Below are 24,968 nucleotides of genomic sequence, written 5' to 3' on the forward strand. Positions count from 1 at the left end.
CGCCCAGGGCGGGCGCTGCCCTATGAGAATCTCAGATTCATCGCCCGCTGGTAGCGGCCGCGACGGGAAAGTCCCGGCCGCGTGTCACACGAATGCACTGCGACTCGGTCAGACGAGGGAACCTCAAGGCACATGTACCGTTTCGGCGGGCTGCAAGTGAGTTGGAGTTTCTTCATGAACGACAGACGGTTCCCCACCCCCGTGGAGATTGTCGAAGGCCAGGCTAGGCGCGCCGTGGGGTCGGCGTGGGAAGCGCTGGAATGGCTGGAACAGCACAAGGCCATAGGCGCCAGCCGCAACTATCGGGCTGCTGTGAGAACCTGCCTTGACACGCTCGATGGCTGGGCGCCGCCGGCAAAGGCGCGTCGTCGCTTCCTCGCCGCGGTGCGCGAGTTGTCACAGTTAGTGGGCGAGCGGGGCCGCGCTGAGCGCCGGGTAAATTTAGGTGCTCCGGGCCAAGCCAAAAATTCCCGCTTATCCGCCTCCGCTTTGCTCGGCGGACCTCTCCCCTACGGGGAGAGGAGATCGCGGAGGCCGGCGCCTTCCTCTTCTCCCCAGCGGGGAGAAGGTGGCCGCAAAGCGGCCGGATAAGGGGGAAACATTCATCCGTGGGCCCTTATGGGCCCCGTGGAGGAGGATTGAAAACCTCTAGAGCCCCATCTGCCCTCTCGGCAGCTTGATCAGGTCGCCGAAGCGGGTGCGCAGGCGGTCATCGATCAGCTTCGAGACATGCCGCGGGAAGCGATCCACCAGAACGCGCTTCTTCTCGGCGATGGCGCGCGACAGGATGTCGGGCCGGCCCTTCTCGTTCCATTCCTTCGGCGAGAAGCGGTCGCCCACAGCCGGATAGAAATATTCCGTCTGCATGAGCCTCAGCGTCTGCTCGTGGCCGAGATAATGGCCGGGGCCGTTCATGCAGACATCGGCGATCGTCTGGACGGAGAGAGCCTCGTCAGTCACTTCGATGCCGCGCACGCAGCGCTGGCAATGGCCCAGCATGTCGTTGTCGATGATCAGGCTTTCCAGGCAGAAGCCGAGGAGCGAGGCGTGCATGCCGGCCGATTCATAGACCAGGTTCAGGCCGGACAGCCCAGCCATGACGTTGGTGATGCCCTTCTCGTAGCCCGACTGGATGTCGGGCAGCTTGGAGTCGGCCATGCCGGCGGCCGATCCGCCCGGAAGGTTGTAGAACTGCGCCATCTGTCCGCAGGCCGCGGTGAGCAGCGCCTGCTCGGCCGAGCCGCCCGACATCGCTCCGGTGCGCAGGTCGGAGACGAACGGCCACGTGCCGAAGATTGCGGGATGGCCGGGCTTGATGGCGTTGACGTAGATCAGGCCGGCAAGCACCTCCGCGACGGCCTGCACCACCGCACCGGCGATCGCGGCCGGGGCAGTCGCACCAGCCTGGCCGGCCGAGAGCAGCAGGATCGGGATGCCGCCTTCGATGCATGCCTCGAGCACGCCGCAGGCATCCTCGGCGAACTTCATCGGCGGCACGACGAAGCAGTTGGAGTTGGAGACGAAGGGGCGCGCCCGAAAATTCTCTTCGCCCCCGGCAATCGCGTAAAGCATCTCGAGGGCCGGAGCGACGTTCTCGCGGACCGTGAACGAGGTGCCGACATGCTTCGACGTGCCCATCACGCAGGCGTAGAGCGTGTTGAAGTCCATCGCCAGCGGGTCCGGAACGTCACGCGGAACCATCGGCCGCTGGAAGAAGTGGATGTTGTCGAGGCCCTCCACGAGCCGCGCCGCGTCATAGATGTCCTGCAGCATCGACTCGCGATATTCGCGCTTCTCGACGTCGACGAGATGCACGGCCGCGCCGGCGGTGCCGTAATGCACCCGCGAGCCCGATATGATCATATCGTGCTTGGGGTCTTGACCATAGAGCGTGAAGTCGCGCGCCGCGTTCTTGATGGTCGCTTCGACCAGGCCGCGCGGAAAGCGCAGGCGGCCGTCGCTGCCCATCTCCGCACCCACACGCGTGAGCGCTTCGATGCAACTCGGAATGGCATTGGCGAAACCGACCGTTTCGAGCAGCGTCAGCACCGCTTCGTGGATCCGCTCCAGATCATCTCGGACGAGAGGCTTGTACTGGCCGCCCTCGAGGCCGGGGCGGATTGGCCTAACGTCATCGGCCAGCGGCGCGGCCCTCATTGCCCGCCTCGCCTCTCGCCCTCCCGACCGGCGCGAGCGTGTTTCTAGTTGCACTTCCTGGGTTTCGACTGCGCTCGACATGTGTCCCCAATCACCTCCCGCAACGGCCCTCAAGGCGCGCTGCTCCAACACCGCTCAGCGTATCTCAATCCGAAGGCTCGCGGCAGATAGGCCAGCGCTATTCGTCGTCTGTGCCAATGGCGCTTCCGGCGGCTGAGTGATCGCACGTGACCGTTTTCTCCTCCGGCCCACCGCCCGCAATGATCCGCCGACCCGTTAGTCCCGGCAAGGCTGCGCAGGCCGCCGGCGCCCAATAGCAAGGGCGTAACATGGGCGAGCAGAAATCGGAGATCAGCACCTTGGAGAGCTATAGAGTGGGATAAGTTGGGTCTGCCGCGGGCGCAGCCCAATCGCCAATGCTAGAAAATTTTGAAGCGCGGGTCGGCGTGGAAGGGCGAGCCCGGAGCCGCTGTGCGGCGGCCATTTTTCAGCCCATGCTGATGTATTTGCAGCCCTCGCGGTATCCTGGCCAGATTTCATCGTCGGCGGCCAGGCGAGGCGAAGTGGGACATATCCCCGCCTCGCAAGAATGGCGGCCAAAACCGCAAAGGGATTACGGCATGATGCCGCGTGTTCCGTCAATCAGCATCTGACGAACATCTTTGCCCCAAGATTGCTTCTCCGCGTAGGGATACATCCAGTACATCCCTCCGCCTGGGGGTGGAGTGGTCCATTCGTCGAGATGTATGCCGCCGGTCGCCATCTCGAGTCCACAGCCGCCCAGGTTTGATGCCAGCCAATACTGCCCCAACTTAGCGAGATTTTTGCCGGTGAGCCGATCACCGTTCTTGTCGATGATCCAGGCATCCAGCGCTCTGCCGCCTAGGCCGTAATCATCATGCCGGATGCTTCCCGTGCGCTTTCCGGGGGTGCCGAACCTTGGCTGCCCGCCGCTGTAGATCTGCGCTTGCATGCCCGGGCCGAACACAGCGTGGACGGCAGATCCGAGGGCCTGGACCAGTTGCGTGGTGCACGGCCTGTTACGTATCGCCTGCTGATTTTTGTATACTACGTCAGCAACGCCATTGGGCTTGGCGTGTGCGCTATCGGCAGCGGTCCAGCCATCCAGCCTTGCCATGGTGATCGGTCCGGCTCGGCCATCGACCTGCAAGCCTGCGTCTCTCTGGAAATCCATGACAGCCGCTTCAGTACCTCCTCCGAAAACGCCGTCAAGGGCACCGTTATAGTATCTAAATTTGTGCAGCTTGTTCTGCAGGCTGCGCACCGATGCGCCCTTGGCGCCCCGTTCAAGCATCAAATCGACGGAATTCAGCGCGTACGCATAGCTTCCGGCATCCTTGACTATCTTTGCATAGGCCGCCGCCATCTTGACGTCGTAGCCGTTCTTGAGCGCGCCCTTGCCGTTGTACTTGAGCGCGAAGCTCGCCCAGTCCTTCCGGCGCAGTTCGTCGACCAGAAGATTCCGCTCGATGAAGCGCCCCATAAGCCGAACCTGGCCGGCTATCGATCCCTTCGCATCGGCTACCAGTTCCTGCACATTCTCGTATCCGAGGGATCTCCAATGGTCTCCCATGACCTGGCCGAGCCCCCAAGAGCAGCTTGCAAGCGCAGCTTCCTCGTCGAGGTCGATCATGCGCTGGAGTTGCGCATACCGATCAGCCATTCTCGCCGGGTTCTTGACCTTCCCGGCGTTGGGATCGGCGAGGCCTGCCTTTCTGGCTTGGTCGCGTTTCTCTTTGGGCAGCAGTCTGTAGAAGTAGTGCCCTACAATTCGGATAGGGCAAAGACCATCCCACAGTGGCCGTCCGCCGCTTTCAACCAATGTAACGGCGGCGAGGACCTCCCATTCGATCTTCAACCTCGCGGCTTCGTCCTTGATGCCGTCCAGCGTTGCGTCGTCGAAAGTCATTCGCAGTACCTCCCCCTAGTTGCGGTGCGGGATTAACCGTCTGGTGCACTCTCGTTATACGCGTCCAATTGATGCAATGCAACTTTAAGTCGCATCGCCGGGACTGATGTTATTGTATCGGACGACCTAGCTTGATGCCCTCTTCCAGCCCTTCCGGATGTGCTCGTAGCCCTCGCGGTACACCGCCTCGGGGCTCTCGGCGAAGTCGCGCCAGACCTTGGTGGCGGCCGCAAGGTCCTTCAGGCCGCGGCCGAAGGCTTCGATCGTGAGCCAGCCGTCGTAGCCGCTCTCGCGGATCGCCGTGAAAGTCTTCTTCCAGGGAATGTTGCCGCGGCCGGGCACGCCACGGTCGTTCTCAGATATGTGGACGTGGACGATATGGTCCGTGTGCCGCGTGAAGGCGCCTATCGGATCCTGCTCCTCGATGTTGCAGTGAAAAGTGTCGTACATCGCGCGGATGTTCGGATGGCCGATCTCGTCGAGATGGGCGCACAGGTCGGCCATGGTGTTGACGAGATAGCATTCAAAGCGGTTGAGCGCCTCCAGCCCGATCGTGACGCCCTTCGCCGCGGCATGATCGCCGATGGCGCGCTGTGAGGACACCGATCGACGCTTCTCGGTAGGCGTCGGGCCCGTGCCGGTGAAGCGGCCGAGCGTCGAATGGAGCGGCCCGGAGAGCGTGTCGGCGCCGAGCACTGCGACACAGTCGATCGCCCATTTCATGTAGGCGATGCCAGCCTTGCGCTCCTTTGACGTGCCGATCAGGTTCATGGCCGGATCGCCCATGGCCGAGACGGCCGTGCGCTCCAGCCCGATGCGGTCGAGCATCTCGCCCAGTCGCTTGTAGTCGTCCGGCTCGCCCTCGAAGATCGGGATCTCGACGCCGTCATAGCCGGTCGCCTTGATGTCCTTCAGCAGTTTCTCGTGCTTTCCCGTGACACTGGTCGTCCACAGGAACATGCAGAAGCCGATCTTCATGAATCCCCCTCCCGCAGCGGGGAAGCATAGCTCATCGCATCTGGTCGGACCAGGTGTATCAGTAGACGGGCCGGCATTCTCGCACCGGCCCAAACTCGGCTAGACGAAGGCGTTGATCGTATAGACATTGGACACCCGGTCGGATCAGCCGGCCGGGTCCATCAATGGGTTTCCCCTATCGGTTCAGCCATGCGCGACCATCACGTGGCGCACCGCGGTGTAATCCTCCAGCGCGTAAAGAGACATGTCCTTGCCGTAGCCGGACTGCTTCAGGCCGCCGTGGGGCATCTCGTTGGTCAGCATGAAATGGGTGTTGATCCAGGTGCAGCCATATTGGAGCCGCGCAGCCGTCGCCATGGCGCGGGAAACGTCCTTGGTCCAGACCGAGGAGGCGAGGCCGTAGTCGGAATCGTTCGCCCAGGCGACCGCCTCATCGACATCGGAGAAGCGCGTCACCGAGACCACCGGGCCGAACACCTCGCGCCGCACGATCTCGTCCTCCTGGAGGGCGCCTGCCACCACCGTGGGCTGGTAGAAGAAGCCGCTGCCTGCTCCCGGCTTGCCGCCGGTGGTGATCTCGATGTGCTTTAGCTCCGCCGCCCGCTCCACGAAGGAGGACACCCGATCGCGCTGGCGCTGCGAGATCAGCGGGCCGATCTCGTTCTCCGTATCGTCTGGCTGGCCGTACTTGATCGTCGAGACCACTGAGGACAGGTCCGCCACCAGCTTCTCGTAGATGCCCTTGCCGGCATAGATGCGGCAGGCAGCCGTGCAATCCTGGCCGGCATTGTAGTAGCCGAAGGCGCGCAACCCGGAGACCACCGCCTCGAGGTCCGCATCGTCGAAGACGATCACGGGTGCCTTGCCTCCGAGTTCGAGATGCGTGCGCTTCACCGACTTGGCGGCCGCCTGCAGCACCTTCTTGCCGGTGGCGACGTCGCCGGTGATCGAGATCATGTTGACCTTCGGATGGTTGATCAGCGCGTTGCCGACGGTCTCGCCGCGCCCCAGCACCACGTTCACCACCCCTTCCGGCAGGATTTCGGCGAGGATCTTCGCTAGCTTAAGTGCGGTCAGCGGCGTCTGCTCCGAAGGCTTGAACACGACCGTGTTGCCGCCGGCGATCGCCGGGGCCAGCTTCCACGCCATCATCATCAGCGGGTAGTTCCATGGCGCTATCGAGGCCACGATGCCGACCGGATCGCGCCGGACCATCGACGTGAAGCCGGGCAGGTATTCGCCCGCGACAACGCCGGGCATGGTGCGCACCGCGCCGGCGAAGAAGCGGTAGCAATCGACGATCGCAGGGATCTCATCGTTCAGTGCGGCGTTGATCGGCTTGCCGCAGTTCAGCGCCTCAAGCCTCGCGAATTCCTCCGCCTCGGCCTCGATGCGCTCGGCTATTCTGAGCAGATAGCCGGAGCGCTGCGCGGGAGTCGTGCGCGACCAGTTGGCGAAGGCGGCCTGCGCTGCGGATACCGCCGCATCGATCTGCGACTGGCTGGCTTCCGGCAGATTCAGGATCGTCTCGCCGGTCTTGGGGTCGAGGATGGCCTCCTCGGTCTCGGTGCCAGCCTCGAATTTCGAGCCGATCAGCATTGAGGTGTCCATGATAGGTTCTCCCTTAAAGGCTGCTTTGATTCCGGCGCATGCCAGTTCACTTTCCCGCCCCGGCAATCTGGTCGCTATCGCGGGTGAGGTAATAGGAAACGAGGATCGGCAGCGCAGTGACGAGCACCACAATCATCGCAACGACATTGGTGACGGGGCGCTGCCGCGGCCGCACCAGTTCCTCCAGCATCCAGATTGGTACAGTCTGCTGCTGGCCCGCCGTAAAGGTGGTCACGATCACCTCGTCGAAGGAGAGCGCGAAGGCGAGCATGCCGCCGGCCAGCAGAGCCGTGCCGATGTTCGGCAGGACGACATGGCGGAATGTCTGAAAGCCGTCGGCGCCGAGGTCCATCGACGCCTCGATCAGCGAGCCGGAAGTGCGGCGGAAGCGGGCGACGGCATTGTTGTAGACCACGACCACGCAGAAGGTCGCGTGGCCGAGCACGATGGTCCAGGTCGAGAAGGGTATCTCCATCAGGCTGAAGGCCGAGCGCAGCGCGATGCCCGTGATGATGCCGGGCAAGGCGATCGGCAGGATCACCAGCAGCGAGATCGTTTCGCGGCCGAAGAACCTTGTGCGACTGACCGCGGCCGCGCAGAGCGTGCCGAGCACGATGGCGATCACCGTGGAAAGGGCCGCGACCTTCACCGACAGCGACAAGGCCTGCCACACGTCGGGGCGGTTCCAGGTGACGGCCAGCCAGCGGAGGGTGAAGCCCGGCGGCGGCCATTGGTAGGTCTTCTCCTCGGTCGTGAAGGCATAGACGAAGATGAGCAGGATCGGCAGGTGCAGGAACAGCAGCCCGGCCGCGGCGGCGAGTTTTAGGGCAAGAGGCGCGGAAGTGGAGCGGTCAGAGCGCATCGAACGCCCCCATGCGCTTGGCGGCCCAGAGATAGAAGCCCATGATGACGATCGGGACCACGGTGAAGGCTGCAGCCAGCGGGATGTTGCCGGCCGTGCCCTGGTGCGCGTAGACGGCCTGGCCGATGAAGAGCCGGGACGTGCCGATGATCTGCGGGATAATATAGTCGCCGAGGGTCAGCGAGAAGGTGAAGATCGAGCCGGCGACGATGCCGGGCAGCGCCAGCGGAAAGACGACATGGCGAAAGGTCTGGCCGGGCGAGGCGCCGAGGTCGCCCGAGGCTTCTGTGAGGCTGACCGGGACCCGCTCCAGCGCCGCCTGGATCGGCAGGATCATGAAGGGCAGCCAGACATAGACGAAGACGATGAAAGTGCCGGTGAAGGAGACCGACAGCGAATTGCCGCCGACGATCGGCAGCGACAGCCACGCGTCGAGCAGCCAGGTGAGATGCAGCTTCTCCAGCAGCCAGCCAAGAATGCCTTCCTTCGCCAGGATCAGCTTCCAGGCGTAGACTTTCACCAGATAGCTGGACCACAAGGGCAGCATGACGCCGAGATAGAACAGCGCCTTCCATTTGCCGCGGGCGTAGCGGGCCGCATAATAGGCGATCGGAAAGGCGATCACGGCCGAAGCGACGGTCACCAAGGCCGCCATGGTGACGGTGCGCAAGATGATGTCGATGTTGGAGGGCAGCAGAAGCTCGCTATAGGTCTTCAGCGTGAACTCCCGGTTGATCATGCCCGAGAATTCGTCGATCGAGAAAAAGCTCTGCAGCAGCAGCGCGAGCAGCGCGCCCAGATAGACGATGCCCAGCCACAGAAGCGGCGGCAGGAGCATCAGCAGCAGCAGGAATTTCGGCCGGCGCCAGAACAGGTCCGACAGGCTGCTCAGGATTCCGCCGCGAGCCGGGAGAATGGCGGGGTTGGCCGGCGGAGACGTGATTGTCGCGGCGGTCATGAGGCGCTCCGCGCTTCCCCTCCCCCTCGAGGGGAGGGGTACGGGATGGGGGTGCCTCGGAGCGGCCGGAAAGTAACGGGGCGAGCAGTTATCACGCCCCCTCCTCCATCAGATGCAGTTGCTCGCGGTTGAAGGTGAGCGCCACGTGCTCGCCGGGTTCCGGGAGAGCGGCGCCGGCGGGGACGGTCGCGTGGAGACGCAGGCCGCCGGCGTCGAGAGAAAGGCGGGTCGCCGACCCCAGATAGTTCAGAGCAACCACCCGGGCCTGGACCCCCTCGCCCGCCGCCTGGCGCGCGACCCGGATCGACTCCGGCCTGAGGCTGCCCCAGCGCCTCTGGCCGGCATAGCGCTGGACGAAATCCGGCGGCAGCACGTTCGAGGATCCGACGAAGTCGGCGACAAAGCGCGAGCGCGGTTTCTGGTAGATGTCCTGCGGCGTGCCGACCTGCATGATGCGGCCTTCGTTGAAGACTGCCACCCGGTCGGCCATCGACAGCGCCTCACCCTGGTCATGCGTGACAAAGACGAAGGTGATGCCGAGCGACGTCTGCAGGATTTTTAGCTCCTCCTGCATGCTCTCGCGCAGTTTCAAGTCCAGCGCGCCGAGCGGCTCGTCGAGCAGCAGGACTTTGGGCCTGTTGATCAGAGCGCGAGCCAGCGCCACCCGCTGCCGCTGCCCGCCGGAAAGCTGGCTGGGTTTTCGCGCGCCGAATCCGGGCAGGCGAACGAGCGCAAGCGCTTCCTCCGCCGCCTTGTGGCGCTCGGCGCGGCCGATACCCCTGACCATCAGGCCATAGGCGACGTTGTCCAGCACGTTCAGGTGCGGGAACAGCGCGTAGTCCTGGAACACCGTATTGACGTTGCGCCGATAGGGCGGGACGCCCTGGGCTTCTTCACCAAAGATGCGGATGTGGCCCGCCGTCGGCTGCTCGAAGCCGGCGATCAGGCGCAGGCACGTCGTCTTGCCGGAGCCGGAAGGCCCGAGCATGGCGAAGAACTCACCCGGCTGAATCTCCAGGTCGACCGCGTCGACGGCACGCACGGTGCCGAAGTGACGCGAGACTTTTGTGAAGGATACGGCAGGGGTCATTTCGCAGGTGTCCATGCTTCACACGCAGTACTGCCCCTCACCTGCCTGCCGCCATCCTCGCCCCGTCGATGGGGAGAGGAAAGCTTGGCCGCGACGCTGACGCCCGCGCCCTCCCCGTTCTTCACGGAGGTCCGAAGGACGGGCGAGACAAGTGGCTTGCCCAGGCACGGGTAAGGGTGAGGGGCAATAGGCTGGCGAAACTACCGCCCGCCGATCACGCCGATATAGTCCGACACCCAGCGGTAATAGGGCACGCACTGATCGTTCTGGCTGGCGCATTTGCTCGTCGGCGTCGTCCAGAAGCGGATCTTCTCGAAGTCGTCGAAGCCGTTGGCGGTGCAGCCTTCCTTGGTCAGCATGCCGCGGCCATCGGTGCAGGCGGCCGGAACCGACGGGTTGGCGCCGAACCAGACGGCCAGGTCGCTCTGCAGGTTGGAGGAGAGCGAATGCTCGATCCACATGTACGCGCAGTTCGGATTGGGCGCGTCGACATGCATCATCGTCGTGTCGGCCCAGCCGGTCGCACCCTCCTCGGGGATGGTCGAGCCCACGGGCTGCTTCTCGGACTTCAGGAGGTTGACCTGGAAAGGCCAGGAGCCCGACGCGACCACGCCCTCGTTCTTGAAGTCGTCTATCTGGATGAACGCATCGTGCCAGTAGCGGCCGACCAGCTTGCGCTGCTGGCGCAGAAGGTCGAGCGCCGCCTTGTACTGGTCCTCGTTGAGCTCATACGGACTCTTGATGCCGAGATCAGGCTTGTGGTGCATCAGGTATTGCGCAGCGTCCGCGATATGGATCGGGCCGTCATAGGCCTGGACCCGGCCGGCATTCGTCTTGTCATCGGGCAGCGTCATCTCCTCGAAGACGACTTTCCAGCTCTTCGGCGCTTCCTTGAAGACATTGGTGTTGTACATCAGGACGTTCGGGCCCCACATGTACGGGACGCCGTAGTGGACGCCATCGACCGTATGCCAGGGCGCATTCTTAAGACGGTCATCGACGGCGGACCAGCTCTTGATCAGGTCGACATTGATCGGCTGCACCCGCTTGCCGGCCACCAGTCTGAGCGAGGCGTCGCCGGATGCGGTAACGAGGTCGAAGCCGCCCTCGTTCATCAGGGCGACCATCTCGTCGGAGGTGTTCGCAGTCTTCACGTTCACCTTGCAGCCCGACGCCTGTTCGAACTTGGTGACCCAGTCGAAGCTCTTGTCGGTCTCGCCGCGCTCGATATAGCCGGGCCATGCGATAATGGTGACCTGGCCCTCGGCCGGGCCGATCTCCTTGAGCTGGGCCATCGCCTGCCCGGACATGGAAAGCGCGACGGCCAAGGCCGTACATGACTTCAGAAATGCTTTCATCGTCATCTCCCATCGAGGACGTCGCCTTCCCCAGCGGCGACATGATCCTTTGTAGAAGGTGGCCCGAAAGCGCCGCGTTCGCAAATCCATTTGTCAGAACGGCGATATCGGTATTTCCGATACCGACGCGGGGATTTGAGTTAGCGCAGGCAACTAACCGTGCCTTTCGCTACCGCGTCAGATATCCTCCAGTTTCGAGAGCTTGACCGAGAGTCCCGGTACATGGGCCGAGACAAGGGCCTGGCCCTCGTCCAGCATGCGAACATCGCCATAGCCTTCCAGCCCTGGCGCGGCGTGCAGATGTGCTGTGCGGGACACCGCCTCGATCACCCAAAGCTCCGGGATGCCGAAGTTCGCGTAGATCCTCGCCTTGCGGCCAAGGTCCCAGGAAAGGCTGGAATCCGCGACCTCGACGGCGAGCAGGGCGGTGTGCGGATTGAGGTTGGCCAATCCATCGGCCTTCCGGAAGAAGATGAAATCGGGCTCGATGAAGCTGTCCTCGCTCAGGCGGAAGGTCGTCTCGACCGCGAAGCGGAACGCGCCCGGAAGCGTCGTGGCGAAGTGCAGATTGAGCGCATTTTTCAGAAGTTCGTGGTGGATGCCCTTGGCATTCATCGGCACGATCTCCCCCCCGATGAGCTCGAAACGCTCGTCCTCGTCGATGATCCCCGCGCGAACCATCGCCTCGATCTCCGCCACCGTCCACCGCCGGCGCATCAGGCCCTCGGCAGCCTGCGTGGTGGGCGACAGCTCGGGTGAGCGGAAGGGCTGGTTCATGGCGGCGAAGATAGCATCGACCGGCAAGTACAAGCAAACAGGCTTCCCTATCGGAAAGTCCCGCGAAGAGGCTTTTGACTCAGCGCTGCCGGATCGATCGCTGTCCCTGCGCGATGCCGATGAAGTCGCGCGCGGCCTGCGGCAGGCTGGAGCCACGGCGCCAGACCATGCCGACCTGAACCACCGGCAGCGCGCCGGAGATATCACGCGATTCGATGCGGTCGCCTTCCAGCGACCACGGCCGGTAGACGAGGTCGGGCAAGAGCGCGATGCCGGCGCCGGTGGCAACCAGGCTGCGCACCGCCTCGACCGAGCGGGTGCGGAAGGCGACATGCGGCCGGGCTCCGAGCGCCGCCAGAAGCTTGCCGGTGTTCTCCTCGATCTCGTCGACGGTGAGCATGATCAGCGGCTCGGAGACGATGTCGTTGATGCCGATGATCTCGGCGTCGCCTAGCGCATGGCCGAGCGGCAGCCAGAGGCGGTAGGGCGAGACCTCGAGGATTTCTGCCTGCAGCGCCATGCGGTCGCGCAGGTTGGAAATGACCATGACGGCGACGTCGAGCTCTCCGCCGACCAGCAGGTGCTCGAGATAGTCGCCATTGTCCTCGATCGCGCCAACGTCCACGCCGGGGAAGGCGCGGCGATAGCGTGCCAGCAGATCGGAGAGCACATAGCCGGCGACGAGCGACGTCACGCCCAATTGGAGCCGCCCCCCTGCCCACTCCTGTTCGCGGGAGAAGGTGGTTCGCGCGTCGGAAACCTCGGCCAGGATCTTGGTGGCGTGGCGCAGGAACTGATGCCCCTTATGGGTGATGGTCAGCCCACGCGGGTGACGCTCGAACAGGGTGACGCCGAGATCGCTCTCCAGTTCCTTGACTGCTTCGGTGACGGAGGACTGCGAGATCGACAGATTCTGAGCCGCGCGCGATACCGATCCCAGTTCGGCTACGGCCACGAAATACTGCAGTTGCCTCAGCGTAAACGCCATGACCCGATATAGACGGCCGGAGTGCGCGGAGGGAAGACGGGCAGCTTGCGCTTCGGATCCGTGACCATAGCGCTCCGGCCCTACTGGCCTGCGATCGTCAGCGTCGCGCCCGCCTTGTCCAGCGCGATGGCTATATCGCGCGGCGGCATCTGGTCCGTGACCAGTTCCCCTATGCCATCGAAGCCGCAGACCTGCACAAGGCCCTGGCGGCCGAACTTGGAATGGTCCGTGATCACGATGCGCCGCGCGCCGCGCGACAGCACCATGCGCGCGAACTCGGCCTCTTCGAGATTGTAGTCCATGATGCCGATCGAGGCGTCGACGGCGCCGGCGGTGATCACCGCATGGTTGACGCTGAACCGGCTCACGAACTCGACGGCCGAGCCGCCGAAAGCCGCGCCGGAATCGCTGCGCAGTTCGCCACCCGCCATGTAGACCTTGTTGCCATTCACAGTCGCCAGCGTGCGGGCGATGTCGGAGGAATTGGTGATGACGGTCAGGCGCCGATGGCTGAGCAGTTCGCGCGCGAGGAAACTGGTCGTGGTGCCCGTGTCGAGCATCACCGACTCGCCGTCCTGTATGGTTGCCGCCACGTGCTTCGCGATCACGCGCTTGGCCTCGGCGTTCTCGCGCATGCGGCGCTCGAACGGCGCCTCGCCGGCCAGCGCCGGCAGCCCGATCGCACCGTGCATCTTCAGGACGGAGCCGTCTTTCGTCAGCGGCTTCACGTCACGACGCACCGTCTCCAGCGAGACATCCAGCCTGGCGGCCAGTTCGGCGATGGTGATTGTGCCGGCCTCCTGAACGAGGCGGAGAATCTCGCCGTGCCGCTTGGAATGGTTCATTTGGCCTCGCCTGAGATATTGCCTGTTCCTAAGCGAGAAAGCGTCAGAACACAACAAATCGGGCAGGGCGCCGGTCAACAACGGTCGCAGCCGCCACAAAGCTGGATCTGCACCGCTGGGAACCTGCAGAATTCGAGCGGCGCTGGATCGTTATCGGGAAGACTACCGCGCACCCGCGGTACTTCCATAGCCAAGATAATTCTCGATCGCCACAAGCCCCCGAATCGCCATTATCAGTTCTATCTGTTTGGCGCTCAACGGAGCCCAACGATGACGAGTCGACGCAATTTTCTGGTAGCCGGCAGCGCTGTCCTGATGCTGCCTCTGATCGCCTGCAGCACCAGTTCCTACGATTCTGTCCAGGCCTCTCTCGCCACGAACGCTGGGCAGGATCAACTCGCCCGCATCCGATCCCAGCACGGCCTTACGCCGCTTGCCGCCGATGCCGATCTCGGCCGCGCCGCGCTCGAGCAGGCGAGATACATGGCAGCGAGCGGTCGGATGAACCACACCACCGGATGGGGCAAGGACTTCTCCTCACGCGTTCGCGGCAACCGTATCAAGGGCGCCGCGGCGGAGAATATCGCATACGGGCGGATGGAGCCCGACGAGCTGTTTTTGCGCTGGATGAACTCGGCCGGGCATCGTCGCAACATGCTCGATCCCCGCTTCTCGCGCTTCGGCCTGGCGCATGCGGGCGACCCCCGCAATTCCGACAGGCGCTACTGGGCACTTGTCCTCGGCAGCTGAAACGATTGCACCACCCTCAGCACGCGCATTCCAGCCGATACTTTCAACATCGAAGAATAGAGTAAGTTTTTGCAAACATCCTTCTTGATGCAGCTGAAAATTTCAGGCATCTTCCCAGAAGGTTGAGGCTTAAATCAACTGAGAGTTGGCCGGGGATGGGCCAAGGCAGCCAACGGCTATGACTCGGTAGATTGGAGTTGGTGTGTCCAGGAGGGGCCGGGCCGACATCAACTACGACAATGCCGGCGACCACTCCAAGGTCAGGCGACCGATCCGTTGGCTGCCAGTTCTCTTCAACCTTTTATATCCCGTTCTGATTGCCGGCGTGATTCTATTCATTCTCTCCCGGTACATCTCCCTTCCGTTCCTCCCTGAGCTTGCCGAGTACTCGGAACAGGGTCTGCGGGCCTTTAGGCGCGCCATCCTTCGCATGCTGGAGATCTTTTGAAGCGGAAGACTGCCCAGCGAGCCTGACTCAACAGCTCACCGGATGGTCCGGTCCAAGCGACGGCGCTACAACGTAAGCGGAAAGCCGGATCGTGGCCTACGGCAAGGTATGGCGCCGCACCACTTCCGCCGGCCGGCCCGGGAGCGCGAGCCGCGTCGGCCGCTTCGGACGTTCGGCAACAACTTTGCCGCGCGAGACTACGAACAGTCGCTCGGCGCGCAGCCGCAGCGCCTCGACCGGATTGCCGGCGTCGAGCACGACGAGGCTCGCCCGCTTGCCCACTTCCAGGCCGAGATGATCGAGACCCATGATCGCGGCGTTCTCGGCCGTCACCATGTCGAAGCATTTGCGCATATCGGCCGGGCTCGTCATCTGCGCCACGTGCAAGCCCATGAACGCGACGTCGAGCATGTCGGCGGTGCCGAGCGGATACCAGGGATCGAGCACGCAGTCCTGGCCGAAGCCGACGCGGATGCCGGCTTTCAGCATCTCGGGCACGCGCGTCATGCCGCGGCGCTTGGGATAGGTGTCGTGCCGGCCCTGGATGACGATGTTGATGAGCGGGTTCGGGCAGGCCGAGACCTGCGCTTCCGCCATCATCGGCAGCAGCTTCGAGACGTAGTAGTTGTCCATCGAATGCATGGAGGTGAGGTGCGAGCCGTTCACCCGGCCATGCAGGCCAAGCCGCTGCGTCTCGTAGACGAGTTGCTCGATGTGGCGCGACATCGGATCGTCGGTCTCGTCGCAATGCATGTCGACGCGCAGGCCGCGCTCAGCCGCGATCTGGCACAGCTCAGTCACCGAGCGGGTGCCGTCGGCCATGGTGCGCTCGAAATGCGGGATGCCGCCGACCACGTCCACGCCCATGTCGAGGGCGCGGATGGTGTTTTCGCGCGCGGTCGGATCGCGATAGAAACCGTCCTGGGGGAAGGCGACAAGCTGCAGGTCGATATAGGGCGCGACCTCCTTTCTCACCTCCAGCAGCGCCTCGACCGCGAGCAGCCGGTCGTCGCAGGTATCGACATGGGTGCGGATGGCGAGCAGGCCCATCGACACCGCCCAGTCGCAATAGGCGAGCGCCCGCTCCTTCACGGCTTCATGCGTCAGAAGCGGCTTCAGTTCGCCCCAGAGCGCGATGCCTTCGAGCAGCGTGCCCGATGCGTTGATGCGCGGGAGCCCGTAGGAGAGCGTCGCGTCCATGTGAAAATGCGGGTCGACGAAGGGTGCCGAGACGAGGTCGCCGGAGGCGTCGATCACCCTGCCCGCCTCAGCGTCCAGCCGCGGCTCGATCGCCGCGATCGTTTCGCCGGTGATGCCGATGTCGGCGGTGCGCCCGTCCGGCAGCGTTCCGCCCTTGACGATCAGGTCAAAACTCATCTCTCGCCTTTCTGGTAGGGGATCATCAGCGCCTTCGGGTAGGTCGCGCGGCGAGCCACCAGCACCAGCGCCAGGATGGAAAGCAGATAGGGCATCATAAGGAAGATCTGATAGGGCACGATGCCGCCGGTGAGTTGCTGCAGCCGCACCTGGTAGGCGTCGAAGGCCGCGAACAGGATCGCTCCAAGCAGCGCCTTGCCGGGCCGCCACGAGCCGAACACGACGAGAGCGATGCAGATCCAGCCGCGGCCGTTGATCATCTCGAAGAAGAAGGAATTGAAGGCTGACATGGTGAGGAAGGCTCCGCCGACCGCCATCAGCGCGCTTCCCGCCATCACCGCGCCGATGCGGATGCCGGATACGGAGATGCCCTGCGCCTCGACCGCGGTCGGGTTCTCGCCGGCGGCACGGACCGCAAGGCCGAGCGGCGTGCGGTAGAGCACCCAGGCGACGATCGCGACCGTCAGGAAGGCAAGATAAGTTAGCGGCGTCTGCGAGAACAACGCCTCGCCCAGGATGGGGATCTTCGAGAGACCCGGGATCGGCAGCGGCTGGAACGGCTCGATCTTCGGCGGCGAGGTCACTTCGGGAAGCGCCAGGCGGTAGGTGAAATAGGTAAGGCTGGTCGCAAGCAGGGTGATGCCGATGCCGACCACATGCTGCGAGAGGCCCAGCGGAACGGTCAGCGTTCCGTGGAGGAGGCCGAAGGCCGCGCCTGACAATGCCGCCACCAGCACGCCGGTCCAAAGATCGCCGCCGGAATAGACGGTGAACCAGCCGGCGAAGGCGCCGACGGTCATGATCCCCTCGATGCCGAGATTGAGCACGCCGGCGCGCTCGCAGATCAGTTCGCCCATGGTGGCGAAGATCAGCGGCGAGGCGATGCGGATCGCGGCGACCCAAAAGGAAGCGGTGAAGAGGATTTCCAAGGCTTCGGTCATCACGCCCACCTCAGCCTGTAGCGCGACAGCAGGATCGCCACGACCATAGTCAACAGCGCGGTGGCGACCATCACATCGGCGATGTAGCTCGGAACGCCAGCGGTGCGGCTCATCGCATCAGCCCCCACGAAAATGCCGGCGACGAAGATCGCCGCCGCCACGACTCCGAGCGGGTTCAGCATGGCGAGCATCGCAACCACGATGCCGGTGTAGCCATAACCCGGAGAGAGATCGAGCGTGAGATTTCCCTTCAGGCCCGCCACCTCGGAGAAGCCGGCGAGTGCGGCGAGACCGCCCGAGAGCAGCGCCGTCTTGGCGAGCACGCGGTTGACCGGGATGCCGGCGAAAAAGGCGGCTTCCGGATTGTGACCGACTGCCCGCATCTCGAAGCCGAGCGCGGTCTTCTTCATGATGATCCACACGACCACCGCCGAGACCAGCGCGAGCACGAAGCCGTAGTGCAGCCGCTTGCCCTGGATGATGCGCGGCAGCCGCGCCTCGGCGATCAACTTCTGCGACTGCGGCCAGCCGAGCCCCGTCGGATCCTTTAGCACGCCTTCGAGCAGCATGGAGACGAAGAGGATGACGACGAAGTTGAGGAGAAGCGTCGTCACGACCTCGTCGACGCCGAAGCGGGTCTTCAACATCGCCGGTCCGAGCAGGAGCAGCGCGCCCGCGAGCATGGCGGCGATGGCGATCAGCGGGATGAGCAGGAACGAGGGCAGCGGCAGCAAGCCTGTGCCCAGCACCACGGTGATGACCGCGCCGGCATAAAGCTGCGCCTCCGCGCCGATGTTCCAGAGCCGCGCCCGGAAGGCGACCGCGACCGCCAGTCCGGTGAAGATCAGCGGCGTTGCCCGCGTGAGCGTCTCGACGATGGCGAATTGCGAGCCGGCCGCCCCACGCGCGACAAGCGCGAAGACAGAAAACGGCGAGGCGCCGGCAGCCAGCACCAGGAGCGAGGCTATCACCAGCGTCGCGACGATGGCGCCGACCGGATAGAGCAGCGTCTCGGCGAGCGACGGAGCGGGTTTGGGTTCAAGGCGCATGATAGGCTCCGGCCTTCCCTCCCCCTTGAGGGGGTCCGAAGGACCGGCGAGGCAAGTGACTCGCCCAAGGCGGCGAAGCCGCCGGGAGGAGTCGCCGCTGCAAAGCTCGGCGGATGAAGGATGTCGAGCGCGGCCTGTCCGCCCGCCTCTGGCTGCTTCGCAGCCATCTCCCCCTCAAGGGGGGAGAAATCGTCGTGCTCTGACCACTCACGCCGCCGCCTCCAGCCCGTGTCCCGCCATCAGTTCGCCCAGTTCCCGGACCGAACGCTCGCCTCTCTTTGAAGACGGCGAGATGCGGCCCTTGAAGATCACCGCGACGCGATCGGAAAGGGTCAGGATCTCCTCGAGGTCTTCAGAGATCAGCAGCACTGCCGCACCATGGTCGCGGGCTTCGACTAGGCGGCGATGGACATAGGCAACCGCGCCCACGTCGAGCCCGCGCGTCGGCTGGTTCGCGACGATCAGCTTCGGCTTGGGATCGAGGGCGCGCCCGAGGATCAGCTTCTGCATGTTGCCGCCGGAAAGCAGGCGCACGCGCGCATCCGGCGAGGGGCATTTCACGTCGTAGTCAGCGATGATCTCGCGGGCGAACTCCTTGATGGCGTCGCGGCGCAGAAAACCCTGCCGGGAAAAGCGGGGGGAGCGATAGCTCTCCAGGATCAGGTTCTCGGCCACGCTCATGTCGCCGATCGTGCCGGTGGCGTGGCGGTCCTCAGGAATTCGCCCGATGCCGAGTTGCAGCGCCTCGCGGGTGGTCCAGGCGCGGTGCTCGTCCCCAAAGAGATGGATCGTTCCGCTGCGCAGCGTCTCGGTGCCCGAGATCAGTCCCGACAGTGCCGCCTGTCCGTTGCCCGAAACGCCGGCCAGGCCGAAGATCTCGCCGCTCTTCAGCGTCAGCGATGCGTTGTCGAGCGAAGCACCGGAACTCCTGCCAGCGGTCGAAACACCGTCCAGCACGAGCACCTGTCCGCCATAGGGCACGTCCCTGATCTGCGGCGGGGCGATCTCCTCGCCGACCATGAGCGCGGCAAGCTCGGCGCGCGTGGTCTCGCTCGTACGGCGTTCGCCGACGACCCTGCCGGCGCGCAGCACCATGACGCGGTCGCTGACACCCATCACCTCGGCCATCTTGTGCGAGATGAAGATGACCGAGAGTCCCTGGGCGACCAGAAGCTTCAGCGTCTTGAACAGCGCCTCGCTCTCGGCCGGCGTGAGCACCGCGGTCGGCTCGTCGAGAATGAGGATGCGTGCATTGCGGTAGAGCGCCTTGAGGATTTCGACCCGCTGCCGCTCGCCCACGGTCAAGGCGGCGACCACGGCATCGGGATCGACGGCAAGGCCGAAGTCGGACGACAGCGACCGTATCCGCGTCCGTGCGGCGACCCGGTCGAACCGCGCGCGCCACATCGGCTGTGTGCCGAGCGCGATGTTCTCCAGGACCGTCATGTTCTCGGCCAGCGTGAAATGCTGGTGGACCATGCCGACCCCGGCATCGAGCGCGGCACGCGGATCGCCCGGCGGCAGCGGCTTCCCGAAAACCTCGACCGAACCCTCATCGGCCACGTAATGGCCGAACAGGATGTTCATCAATGTGGTCTTGCCAGCGCCGTTCTCGCCCAGAAGCGCCACAATCTCGCCCGCCGCGAGATCGAGCGAGATCGCATTATTTGCCGTCAGCGAGCCGAAGCGCTTTGTGATGTTCTGGAGGCGGAGGACCGGGGCTCCGTGCTCCCCCCGCCCTTGAGGAGAGAGTGGCGGCGAGGCCGCCAGGTCGGGTTGCTGGGGCAAGGCTCGGCGTCCTTGATCGAGAATTTTCAAAGCCAAGGTGAGACGCGCGCGATTGCGGCGCCCCCCTCCCGGCCCGCTCCGTGGGTCACCCTCCCCTTAACGGGGAGAAGAGGGTCGCGCTAGCTCGACTTAGGCTCCGCGTCGTTGATTTCCACGGTGAAGGAGCCGTCCTTGATCGCCTTCTCCTTGTCGGCGACCAGTTTCATTGTCTCTTCCGGGACCTTGCCCTCGAAAGTGCCGAGCGGGGAGAGCGAGCAGCCGCCCTCCTTCATGAACGAGTAGACGCCGTAGTCTTCGGCCTTGAACGTTCCTGCCTTGACCTCGGCGATGGCCTTTGCCAGCGTCGGCTCGAAATGCCAGAGCGCGGAAACGACGACGGTGTCGGGATAATCCGCCTGCGTATCGATGACGTTGCCGACCGCCAGGACCTTGCGTTCCTTGGCGGCGTCGGAGACGCCGAAGCGCTCGGCATACATCAGGTCGGCGCCGGCATCGATCTGCGCGAAGGCGGTCTCCTTGGCCTTCGGCGGATCGAACCAAGAGCCGATGAAGGCGACCTGGAATTTCGTGTCGGGCGCGACCTCCTTCACGCCGGCCATGAAGGCATTCATCAGCCGGTTCACCTCCGGAATCGGATAGCCGCCGACCATGCCGATGTTCTTCGACTTGGTCATCGCACCGGCTACGAGGCCGGAGAGATACGAGGCATCCTGAATGTAGTTGTCGAAGGTGGAGAAGTTTGGCAGGGCCGGATCAGGCTTGAAGCTCGACCCCATGAGGAACGCCACGTCCGGATAGTCCGCCGCGACGCTGCGGGCGGCGTCCTCGACCCCGAAGACTTCGCCCAGGATCAGCTTGTTGCCGGCCTCGGCATATTCGCGCATCACGCGCTCATAATCGTTGTTGGCGACGTTCTCAGTGGCGACGTACTCGATCTCGCCGCGGTCCTTGGCGGCATTCGCGGCCTTGTGCAGACGGCTCACCCATTGCTGCTCGAAGGGAACCGTGTAGATCGCGGCCACCTTCAGCGGCTCCTGCGCGAACAGCCGGCTGGGCAGCCCCGCCGCGGAAAGAACTGCGCCGGCGCCGGCCGCCTTCAGAACGGTGCGACGGGAAACACCGGAGAAACCCCGGCGGGCATTGTCATTGCTCATCTTTGTCCACCTCTGGTTGGCAAGCCTCGGGACCTCAGGCGACCCGCATTATCGTGCGGTAAAGGCTATGCGAATTTCGCACAAGCGGCAAACCCCGGATGTCCTCACCTTTGGTAAGGCTGCAGCGAAGGCATAGACCGACTATATCGGCTTCGTATATCGTGGTGCGCTCGACGAGCGGAACGCCGCGGAGAGGCGACGACCAAGGTGACCCGGGGATGATGCGGCGCTTCGAACACGCTCGTGTTCTCATGTATAGCCACGACACCTTCGGCCTCGGTCATCTGAGGCGATGTCGCACGATCGCGCATTCGCTGGTCGAGGATTTCCGTGGCCTTCATGTGCTGATTATATCCGGCGCGCAGATCGCCGGAGCCTTCGACTACCGCGCGCGCGTCGACTTCGTGAAGATCCCGAGCGTGATCAAGCTGCGGAACGGCGAATACACCTCGCTGGAGCGACATATCGACGTGCACGAGACGCTCAAGATGCGGCAGTCGATCATCCGCCACACCGCAGAGACGTTCCAGCCGGACATCTTCATCGTCGACAAGGAGCCTATGGGCCTCAAGGGCGAGGTCGAGGAGACGCTTGGCTACCTGAAGATGCGCGGCACCACGCTGGTCCTGGGGCTCAGGGACGTCATGGACGCGCCGCACCTGCTCGACGAGGAGTGGGCCCGCCGCGACACGATGCGCAAGATAAGCCGCTTCTATGACCGGATCTGGGTCTATGGTCCGCCGGATTTCTATGACCCTCTCACCGGGCTTGAGGTTCCGGACTCGGTGCGGGCGAAGATGGACTTCGTCGGCTTCCTGCAGCGCAGCCTGTCTCAGGATGGCGGAGCAACCCACCGGCCGAAAGGAGACTATATCCTCGTCACCACCGGTGGCGGCGGAGACGGCGCGGACCTGGTCCATGACGTGATTCACGCGTACCAGCAGGAACCGGAGTTGACCCACAAGGCGCTGATCGTGCTCGGGCCCTACATGCCGGCGAAGAAGCGGGAGAAGCTGATCGCCAAAAGCGCCAAGATCCCCTACATCGAGGTCCGCGAATTCGACAACCGCATGGAGGAACTCGTCGCCGGCGCCAAGGCCGTCGTGGCGATGGGCGGCTACAACACCTATTGCGAGATCCTGTCCTTCGACAAGCCGGCGCTGATCGTGCCCCGTCTGGCGCCGCGCCAAGAGCAACTCATCCGCGCGCAGCGCGCTTCAGAGCTGGGACTGATCGACATGCTGCTTCCGGCTGAGTCTGCCGACGCGAAGCGCTTCGCCGCGGCACTCAAGGCGCTGCCGCACCGGACGCCGCCGTCGCGATCCCGGCCGGATCTCCGCCTGGAGGGCCTGACCCATATCTCGGAGATTGTCGGGGACTGGCTGGACGAGCGGCCAGCACCGCAGCTGTCGGTGGTATAGCGCCGGGGGTAGAACAAACTGGACCCCCTCGCCAACTCTCTGGACAATCAGAAATAGCACTCGTGGAATTCTCCGACTTATCCGGTCCAGACGCCGCGGAGCTCCGCCACACACGGCGGCGCACGATCGCGGTCCTCCTGAAGGGCTATCCGCGCCTGTCCGAAACCTTCATCGCGCAAGAATTGCTCGGCCTGGAGAGGGCGGGGATGGAGCTTGTGCTGATCTCGATGCGCCGGCCTACCGACAAGAAGCGCCATCCCGTCCACGACGAGATCCGCGCACCCGTTCTCTACCTGCCAGAATACCTGCACGAGGAACCCTGGCGCGTGCTCAAGGCGACAGCGCGCGGAGTGTTCACCGCAGGCTTCTGGCGGGCCTTTGCTCGCTTTGTTCCCGATCTTCTCCGCGATCCGTCACGCAACCGCGTCCGTAGGCTGGGTCAGGCCTTGGTGCTCGCGGCGGAATGGCCGAAAGGCGCGGAATGGCTGCACGTCCATTTCATCCATACTCCGGGCTCGGTGGGCTCATATGCGAGCACGATCACGGGTATTCCATGGACCTGTTCGGCGCATGCAAAAGACATCTGGACCTCCGAAGACTGGGACCTGCGCTCCAAGCTCAGCCACGCCTCATGGGTCGTCACCTGCACCCGGTCCGGGTTCGAGCACTTGAAAGCGCTGGCAAGCAAGCCATCAAAGGTGCACCTCAGCTATCACGGCCTCGACCTCGACCGGTTCGGGCCGTTTCACGGCGCGCGCTCCGGAGCAGACGGCTCCGATCCCGACAGGCCGGTCACAATCGTCAGCGTCGGCCGGGCAGTGGAGAAGAAGGGGTTCGATACATTGCTCGAGGCGCTTGCCTTGCTGCCGGCTCATCTCTCCTGGCGTTTCGTCCATATCGGCGGCGGCGAGAAACTCGGTGAGCTCAAGGTACTTGCGGCGAAGCTGGGGATCGCCGATCGCGTGGCCTGGAAGGGCGCGCTGGCGCAGGAGGAAGTGCTGGCGCACTACCGCCACGCAGACCTCTTCGCTCTCGCTTGCCGGATCGCCGCGGACGGGGATCGCGACGGCCTGCCGAACGTGCTCGTCGAGGCATCGAGCCAGCGGCTCCCCTGCGTGACCACTGCGGTCTCCGGCATCCCGGAACTCCTGACCGACGGCGAGACCGGCCTGCTGGTCGAGCCGGACGATCCGCGCGCACTGGCCGAAGCACTGGTTCGAGCGATCACCGATCCCGGCCTGCGGGAGCGGCTCGGCGCGGCGGCCGAGCACCGGGTGCGACATCATTTCGACCATCATGCGAGCATCGGCCAGTTGGTCGAACTCTTCGAAAAGGAATGGCAGCAAGCCTGATGCCCGGCCCCAAGGTTCTCTTCTACGTCCAGCATCTGCTCGGAATCGGACATCTCGCGCGTGCAAGCCGAGTGGCCTCCGCCCTGAAGGCGGATGGGTTCGAGGTGACGATCGTCACGGGCGGGCGCCCGGTGCCGGGATTCCCGTCAGCCGAGGTCGATCATGTGGCCCTGCCGTCAGTCCGATCGCGCTCCGAATCCTTCTCGGGCCTCGTCGACGACGACGGCAACCCGATCGACGACGCGTTCCGCGCCAGGCGGACGGATCTCCTGCTGCAAACCCTAAGGAAGAGCAGGCCGGACATCGTCATCCTTGAAGCATTTCCATTCGGACGGCGGCAGATGCGCTTCGAACTGCTGCCATTGCTCGACGCCATCCGGGACCTTTCTCCTCGGCCGCGCCTGGTCACGTCGATCCGCGACCTGCTGCAGGAGAAGGTCAAGCCGGGCCGCAACGAGGAGACGCTGGCGCTCCTCAACGATCACTTCGACCTGGTCATGGTTCATGGCGATCCTTCCTTCGCCCGCCTAGAGGACACCTTTCCGCTCGCCTCCGAAATCAGGCCGCGCGTCGGCTACACCGGACTGGTGGCCGGCCAGCCTCCAACGCCCGCCGGCGAGGCGTTCCCCGTATTGATCTCGGCTGGCGGCGGAGCCGCGGGTACGCGCCTCGTTTCCGCGACGGTCGAGGCAGCGCAATTGTTGCCCGAAAACGTCCCATGGGGGCTGATCACCGGACCGAACCTGCCGCAGGAGGCCTTTGACCGCGCCGCAGCCGAGGCGCCGCCGCACCTGAAGGTGATGCGCTTCCGCGAAGACTTTCCGAACCTTCTGGCCAGCGCCGAGCTCTCCGTGTCGCAGGCCGGCTACAACACGGTTGGGGACCTTCTGGGCGCCGGCTGCCGCTCCCTGCTGATCCCGTTCAGCGCGGGCGGGGAGACAGAGCAGACGGCCAGGGCCGAACGGCTGGCACAACTCGGGCTGGCCAGCATGATCGCGGAAGACGATCTCACGCCGGAGCGCCTCGCCGGCGCGATCGAGCGCGCCCTGGCGCAGCCGAAGCCGCCGTCCGCCCGGCTCGACCTCGACGGAGCGCGTGGCTCGGCGAGACTGCTCCGCACCTTGTTTTGAAATG

22 protein-coding genes are annotated in these 24,968 nt (G+C 64.3%); 6 read left to right on the top strand and 16 right to left on the bottom strand.

Going from position 1 to position 24,968, the window contains the following annotated elements; translation table 11 throughout:
• Positions 1 to 174: 174 nt before the first annotated feature.
• On the top strand, positions 175 to 591 hold the full coding sequence (locus HUI96_RS15810) for a DUF982 domain-containing protein (RefSeq protein ID WP_188255834.1): 417 nt from the start codon (positions 175 to 177) through the stop codon (positions 589 to 591).
• A 57-nt stretch (positions 592 to 648) separates the two neighbouring features.
• On the opposite strand, the gene HUI96_RS15815 is transcribed toward HUI96_RS15810, so the two are convergent.
• The 11 genes from HUI96_RS15815 to HUI96_RS15865 form a co-directional block, all read right to left on the bottom strand.
• The gene (locus HUI96_RS15815) at positions 649 to 2,238 is read right to left on the bottom strand and encodes a trimethylamine methyltransferase family protein (RefSeq protein WP_188255639.1); all 1,590 of its coding nucleotides are present in this window, start codon (positions 2,236 to 2,238) and stop codon (positions 649 to 651) included.
• A 532-nt stretch (positions 2,239 to 2,770) separates the two neighbouring features.
• A complete protein-coding gene (locus tag HUI96_RS15820) occupies positions 2,771 to 4,087 on the bottom strand; it encodes an N-acetylmuramidase domain-containing protein (protein WP_188255640.1) in 1,317 nt (438 codons plus the stop codon).
• Between the two features lie 126 nt (positions 4,088 to 4,213).
• Positions 4,214 to 5,065 (bottom strand): sugar phosphate isomerase/epimerase family protein, encoded by an 852-nt coding sequence (locus HUI96_RS15825; RefSeq protein ID WP_188255641.1) that lies wholly within the window; start codon positions 5,063 to 5,065, stop codon positions 4,214 to 4,216.
• A gap of 183 nt (positions 5,066 to 5,248) precedes the next feature.
• Entirely contained in the window at positions 5,249 to 6,676 is a 1,428-nt protein-coding gene (locus HUI96_RS15830) for a gamma-aminobutyraldehyde dehydrogenase (RefSeq protein ID WP_188255642.1), read from the bottom strand.
• Between the two features lie 46 nt (positions 6,677 to 6,722).
• Positions 6,723 to 7,538 (bottom strand): ABC transporter permease, encoded by an 816-nt coding sequence (locus HUI96_RS15835; protein WP_188255643.1) that lies wholly within the window; start codon positions 7,536 to 7,538, stop codon positions 6,723 to 6,725.
• Positions 7,528 to 8,496 (bottom strand): ABC transporter permease, encoded by a 969-nt coding sequence (locus tag HUI96_RS15840; protein WP_188255644.1) that lies wholly within the window; start codon positions 8,494 to 8,496, stop codon positions 7,528 to 7,530. Before HUI96_RS15840 ends, HUI96_RS15835 begins: the two co-directional genes overlap by 11 nt.
• Positions 8,497 to 8,587: 91 nt before the next feature.
• Positions 8,588 to 9,586, bottom strand: coding sequence for an ABC transporter ATP-binding protein (locus tag HUI96_RS15845; protein ID WP_188255645.1), 999 nt, complete (start codon positions 9,584 to 9,586; stop codon positions 8,588 to 8,590).
• Positions 9,587 to 9,786: 200 nt separating this feature from the next.
• The gene (locus HUI96_RS15850; protein ID WP_188255646.1) at positions 9,787 to 10,944 is read right to left on the bottom strand and encodes an ABC transporter substrate-binding protein; all 1,158 of its coding nucleotides are present in this window, start codon (positions 10,942 to 10,944) and stop codon (positions 9,787 to 9,789) included.
• A 177-nt stretch (positions 10,945 to 11,121) separates the two neighbouring features.
• Positions 11,122 to 11,754 carry a Uma2 family endonuclease gene (locus HUI96_RS15855; protein WP_237684155.1) on the bottom strand — a complete coding sequence of 211 codons (633 nt, stop codon included), beginning with the start codon at positions 11,752 to 11,754 and terminating at the stop codon, positions 11,122 to 11,124.
• 46 nt (positions 11,755 to 11,800) lie between these two features.
• A complete protein-coding gene (locus HUI96_RS15860; RefSeq protein ID WP_188255647.1) occupies positions 11,801 to 12,709 on the bottom strand; it encodes a LysR family transcriptional regulator in 909 nt (302 codons plus the stop codon).
• Positions 12,710 to 12,789: 80 nt separating this feature from the next.
• On the bottom strand, positions 12,790 to 13,554 hold the full coding sequence (locus HUI96_RS15865; RefSeq protein WP_188255648.1) for a DeoR/GlpR family DNA-binding transcription regulator: 765 nt from the start codon (positions 13,552 to 13,554) through the stop codon (positions 12,790 to 12,792).
• Positions 13,555 to 13,824: 270 nt separating this feature from the next.
• Here HUI96_RS15865 and HUI96_RS15870 point away from each other — a divergent pair, with 270 nt between their 5' ends.
• Both HUI96_RS15870 and HUI96_RS15875 read left to right on the top strand, forming a co-directional pair.
• A complete protein-coding gene (locus HUI96_RS15870; RefSeq protein WP_237684156.1) occupies positions 13,825 to 14,304 on the top strand; it encodes a CAP domain-containing protein in 480 nt (159 codons plus the stop codon).
• 202 nt (positions 14,305 to 14,506) lie between these two features.
• The gene (locus HUI96_RS15875; protein ID WP_188255649.1) at positions 14,507 to 14,752 is read left to right on the top strand and encodes a hypothetical protein; all 246 of its coding nucleotides are present in this window, start codon (positions 14,507 to 14,509) and stop codon (positions 14,750 to 14,752) included.
• A gap of 96 nt (positions 14,753 to 14,848) precedes the next feature.
• Here HUI96_RS15875 and HUI96_RS15880 read toward each other — a convergent pair whose 3' ends face one another.
• The 5 genes from HUI96_RS15880 to HUI96_RS15900 all read right to left on the bottom strand — a co-directional run bounded on the left by HUI96_RS15880 (position 14,849) and on the right by HUI96_RS15900 (position 21,061).
• On the bottom strand, positions 14,849 to 16,129 hold the full coding sequence (locus tag HUI96_RS15880; protein WP_188255650.1) for an amidohydrolase family protein: 1,281 nt from the start codon (positions 16,127 to 16,129) through the stop codon (positions 14,849 to 14,851).
• Complete coding sequence (locus HUI96_RS15885; RefSeq protein WP_188255651.1) at positions 16,126 to 17,070, bottom strand: ABC transporter permease; 945 nt, start codon at positions 17,068 to 17,070, stop codon at positions 16,126 to 16,128. Before HUI96_RS15885 ends, HUI96_RS15880 begins: the two co-directional genes overlap by 4 nt.
• A complete protein-coding gene (locus HUI96_RS15890) occupies positions 17,070 to 18,119 on the bottom strand; it encodes an ABC transporter permease (protein ID WP_188255652.1) in 1,050 nt (349 codons plus the stop codon). The genes HUI96_RS15885 and HUI96_RS15890 overlap by 1 nt, the downstream gene beginning before the upstream one ends.
• A 207-nt stretch (positions 18,120 to 18,326) precedes the next feature.
• A complete protein-coding gene (locus tag HUI96_RS15895) occupies positions 18,327 to 19,889 on the bottom strand; it encodes an ABC transporter ATP-binding protein (protein ID WP_188255837.1) in 1,563 nt (520 codons plus the stop codon).
• Between the two features lie 137 nt (positions 19,890 to 20,026).
• Positions 20,027 to 21,061 (bottom strand): BMP family protein, encoded by a 1,035-nt coding sequence (locus HUI96_RS15900; RefSeq protein WP_188255653.1) that lies wholly within the window; start codon positions 21,059 to 21,061, stop codon positions 20,027 to 20,029.
• A 218-nt stretch (positions 21,062 to 21,279) separates the two neighbouring features.
• Between HUI96_RS15900 and HUI96_RS15905 the strand changes: the two genes are divergently transcribed.
• The 3 genes from HUI96_RS15905 (at position 21,280) to HUI96_RS15915 (ending at position 24,964) form a co-directional block, all read left to right on the top strand.
• Complete coding sequence (locus HUI96_RS15905; RefSeq protein WP_188255654.1) at positions 21,280 to 22,482, top strand: glycosyltransferase family protein; 1,203 nt, start codon at positions 21,280 to 21,282, stop codon at positions 22,480 to 22,482.
• Positions 22,483 to 22,607: 125 nt separating this feature from the next.
• A complete protein-coding gene (locus HUI96_RS15910; RefSeq protein WP_425299226.1) occupies positions 22,608 to 23,834 on the top strand; it encodes a glycosyltransferase family 4 protein in 1,227 nt (408 codons plus the stop codon).
• Complete coding sequence (locus tag HUI96_RS15915; RefSeq protein WP_237684157.1) at positions 23,819 to 24,964, top strand: glycosyltransferase family protein; 1,146 nt, start codon at positions 23,819 to 23,821, stop codon at positions 24,962 to 24,964. Before HUI96_RS15910 ends, HUI96_RS15915 begins: the two co-directional genes overlap by 16 nt.
• Positions 24,965 to 24,968 lie beyond the last annotated feature (4 nt).

It is taken from the genome of Pseudaminobacter soli (ex Zhang et al. 2022) (assembly GCF_014595955.1).
Taxonomy (GTDB): Bacteria; Pseudomonadota; Alphaproteobacteria; order Rhizobiales; family Rhizobiaceae; genus Kumtagia; species Kumtagia pseudosoli.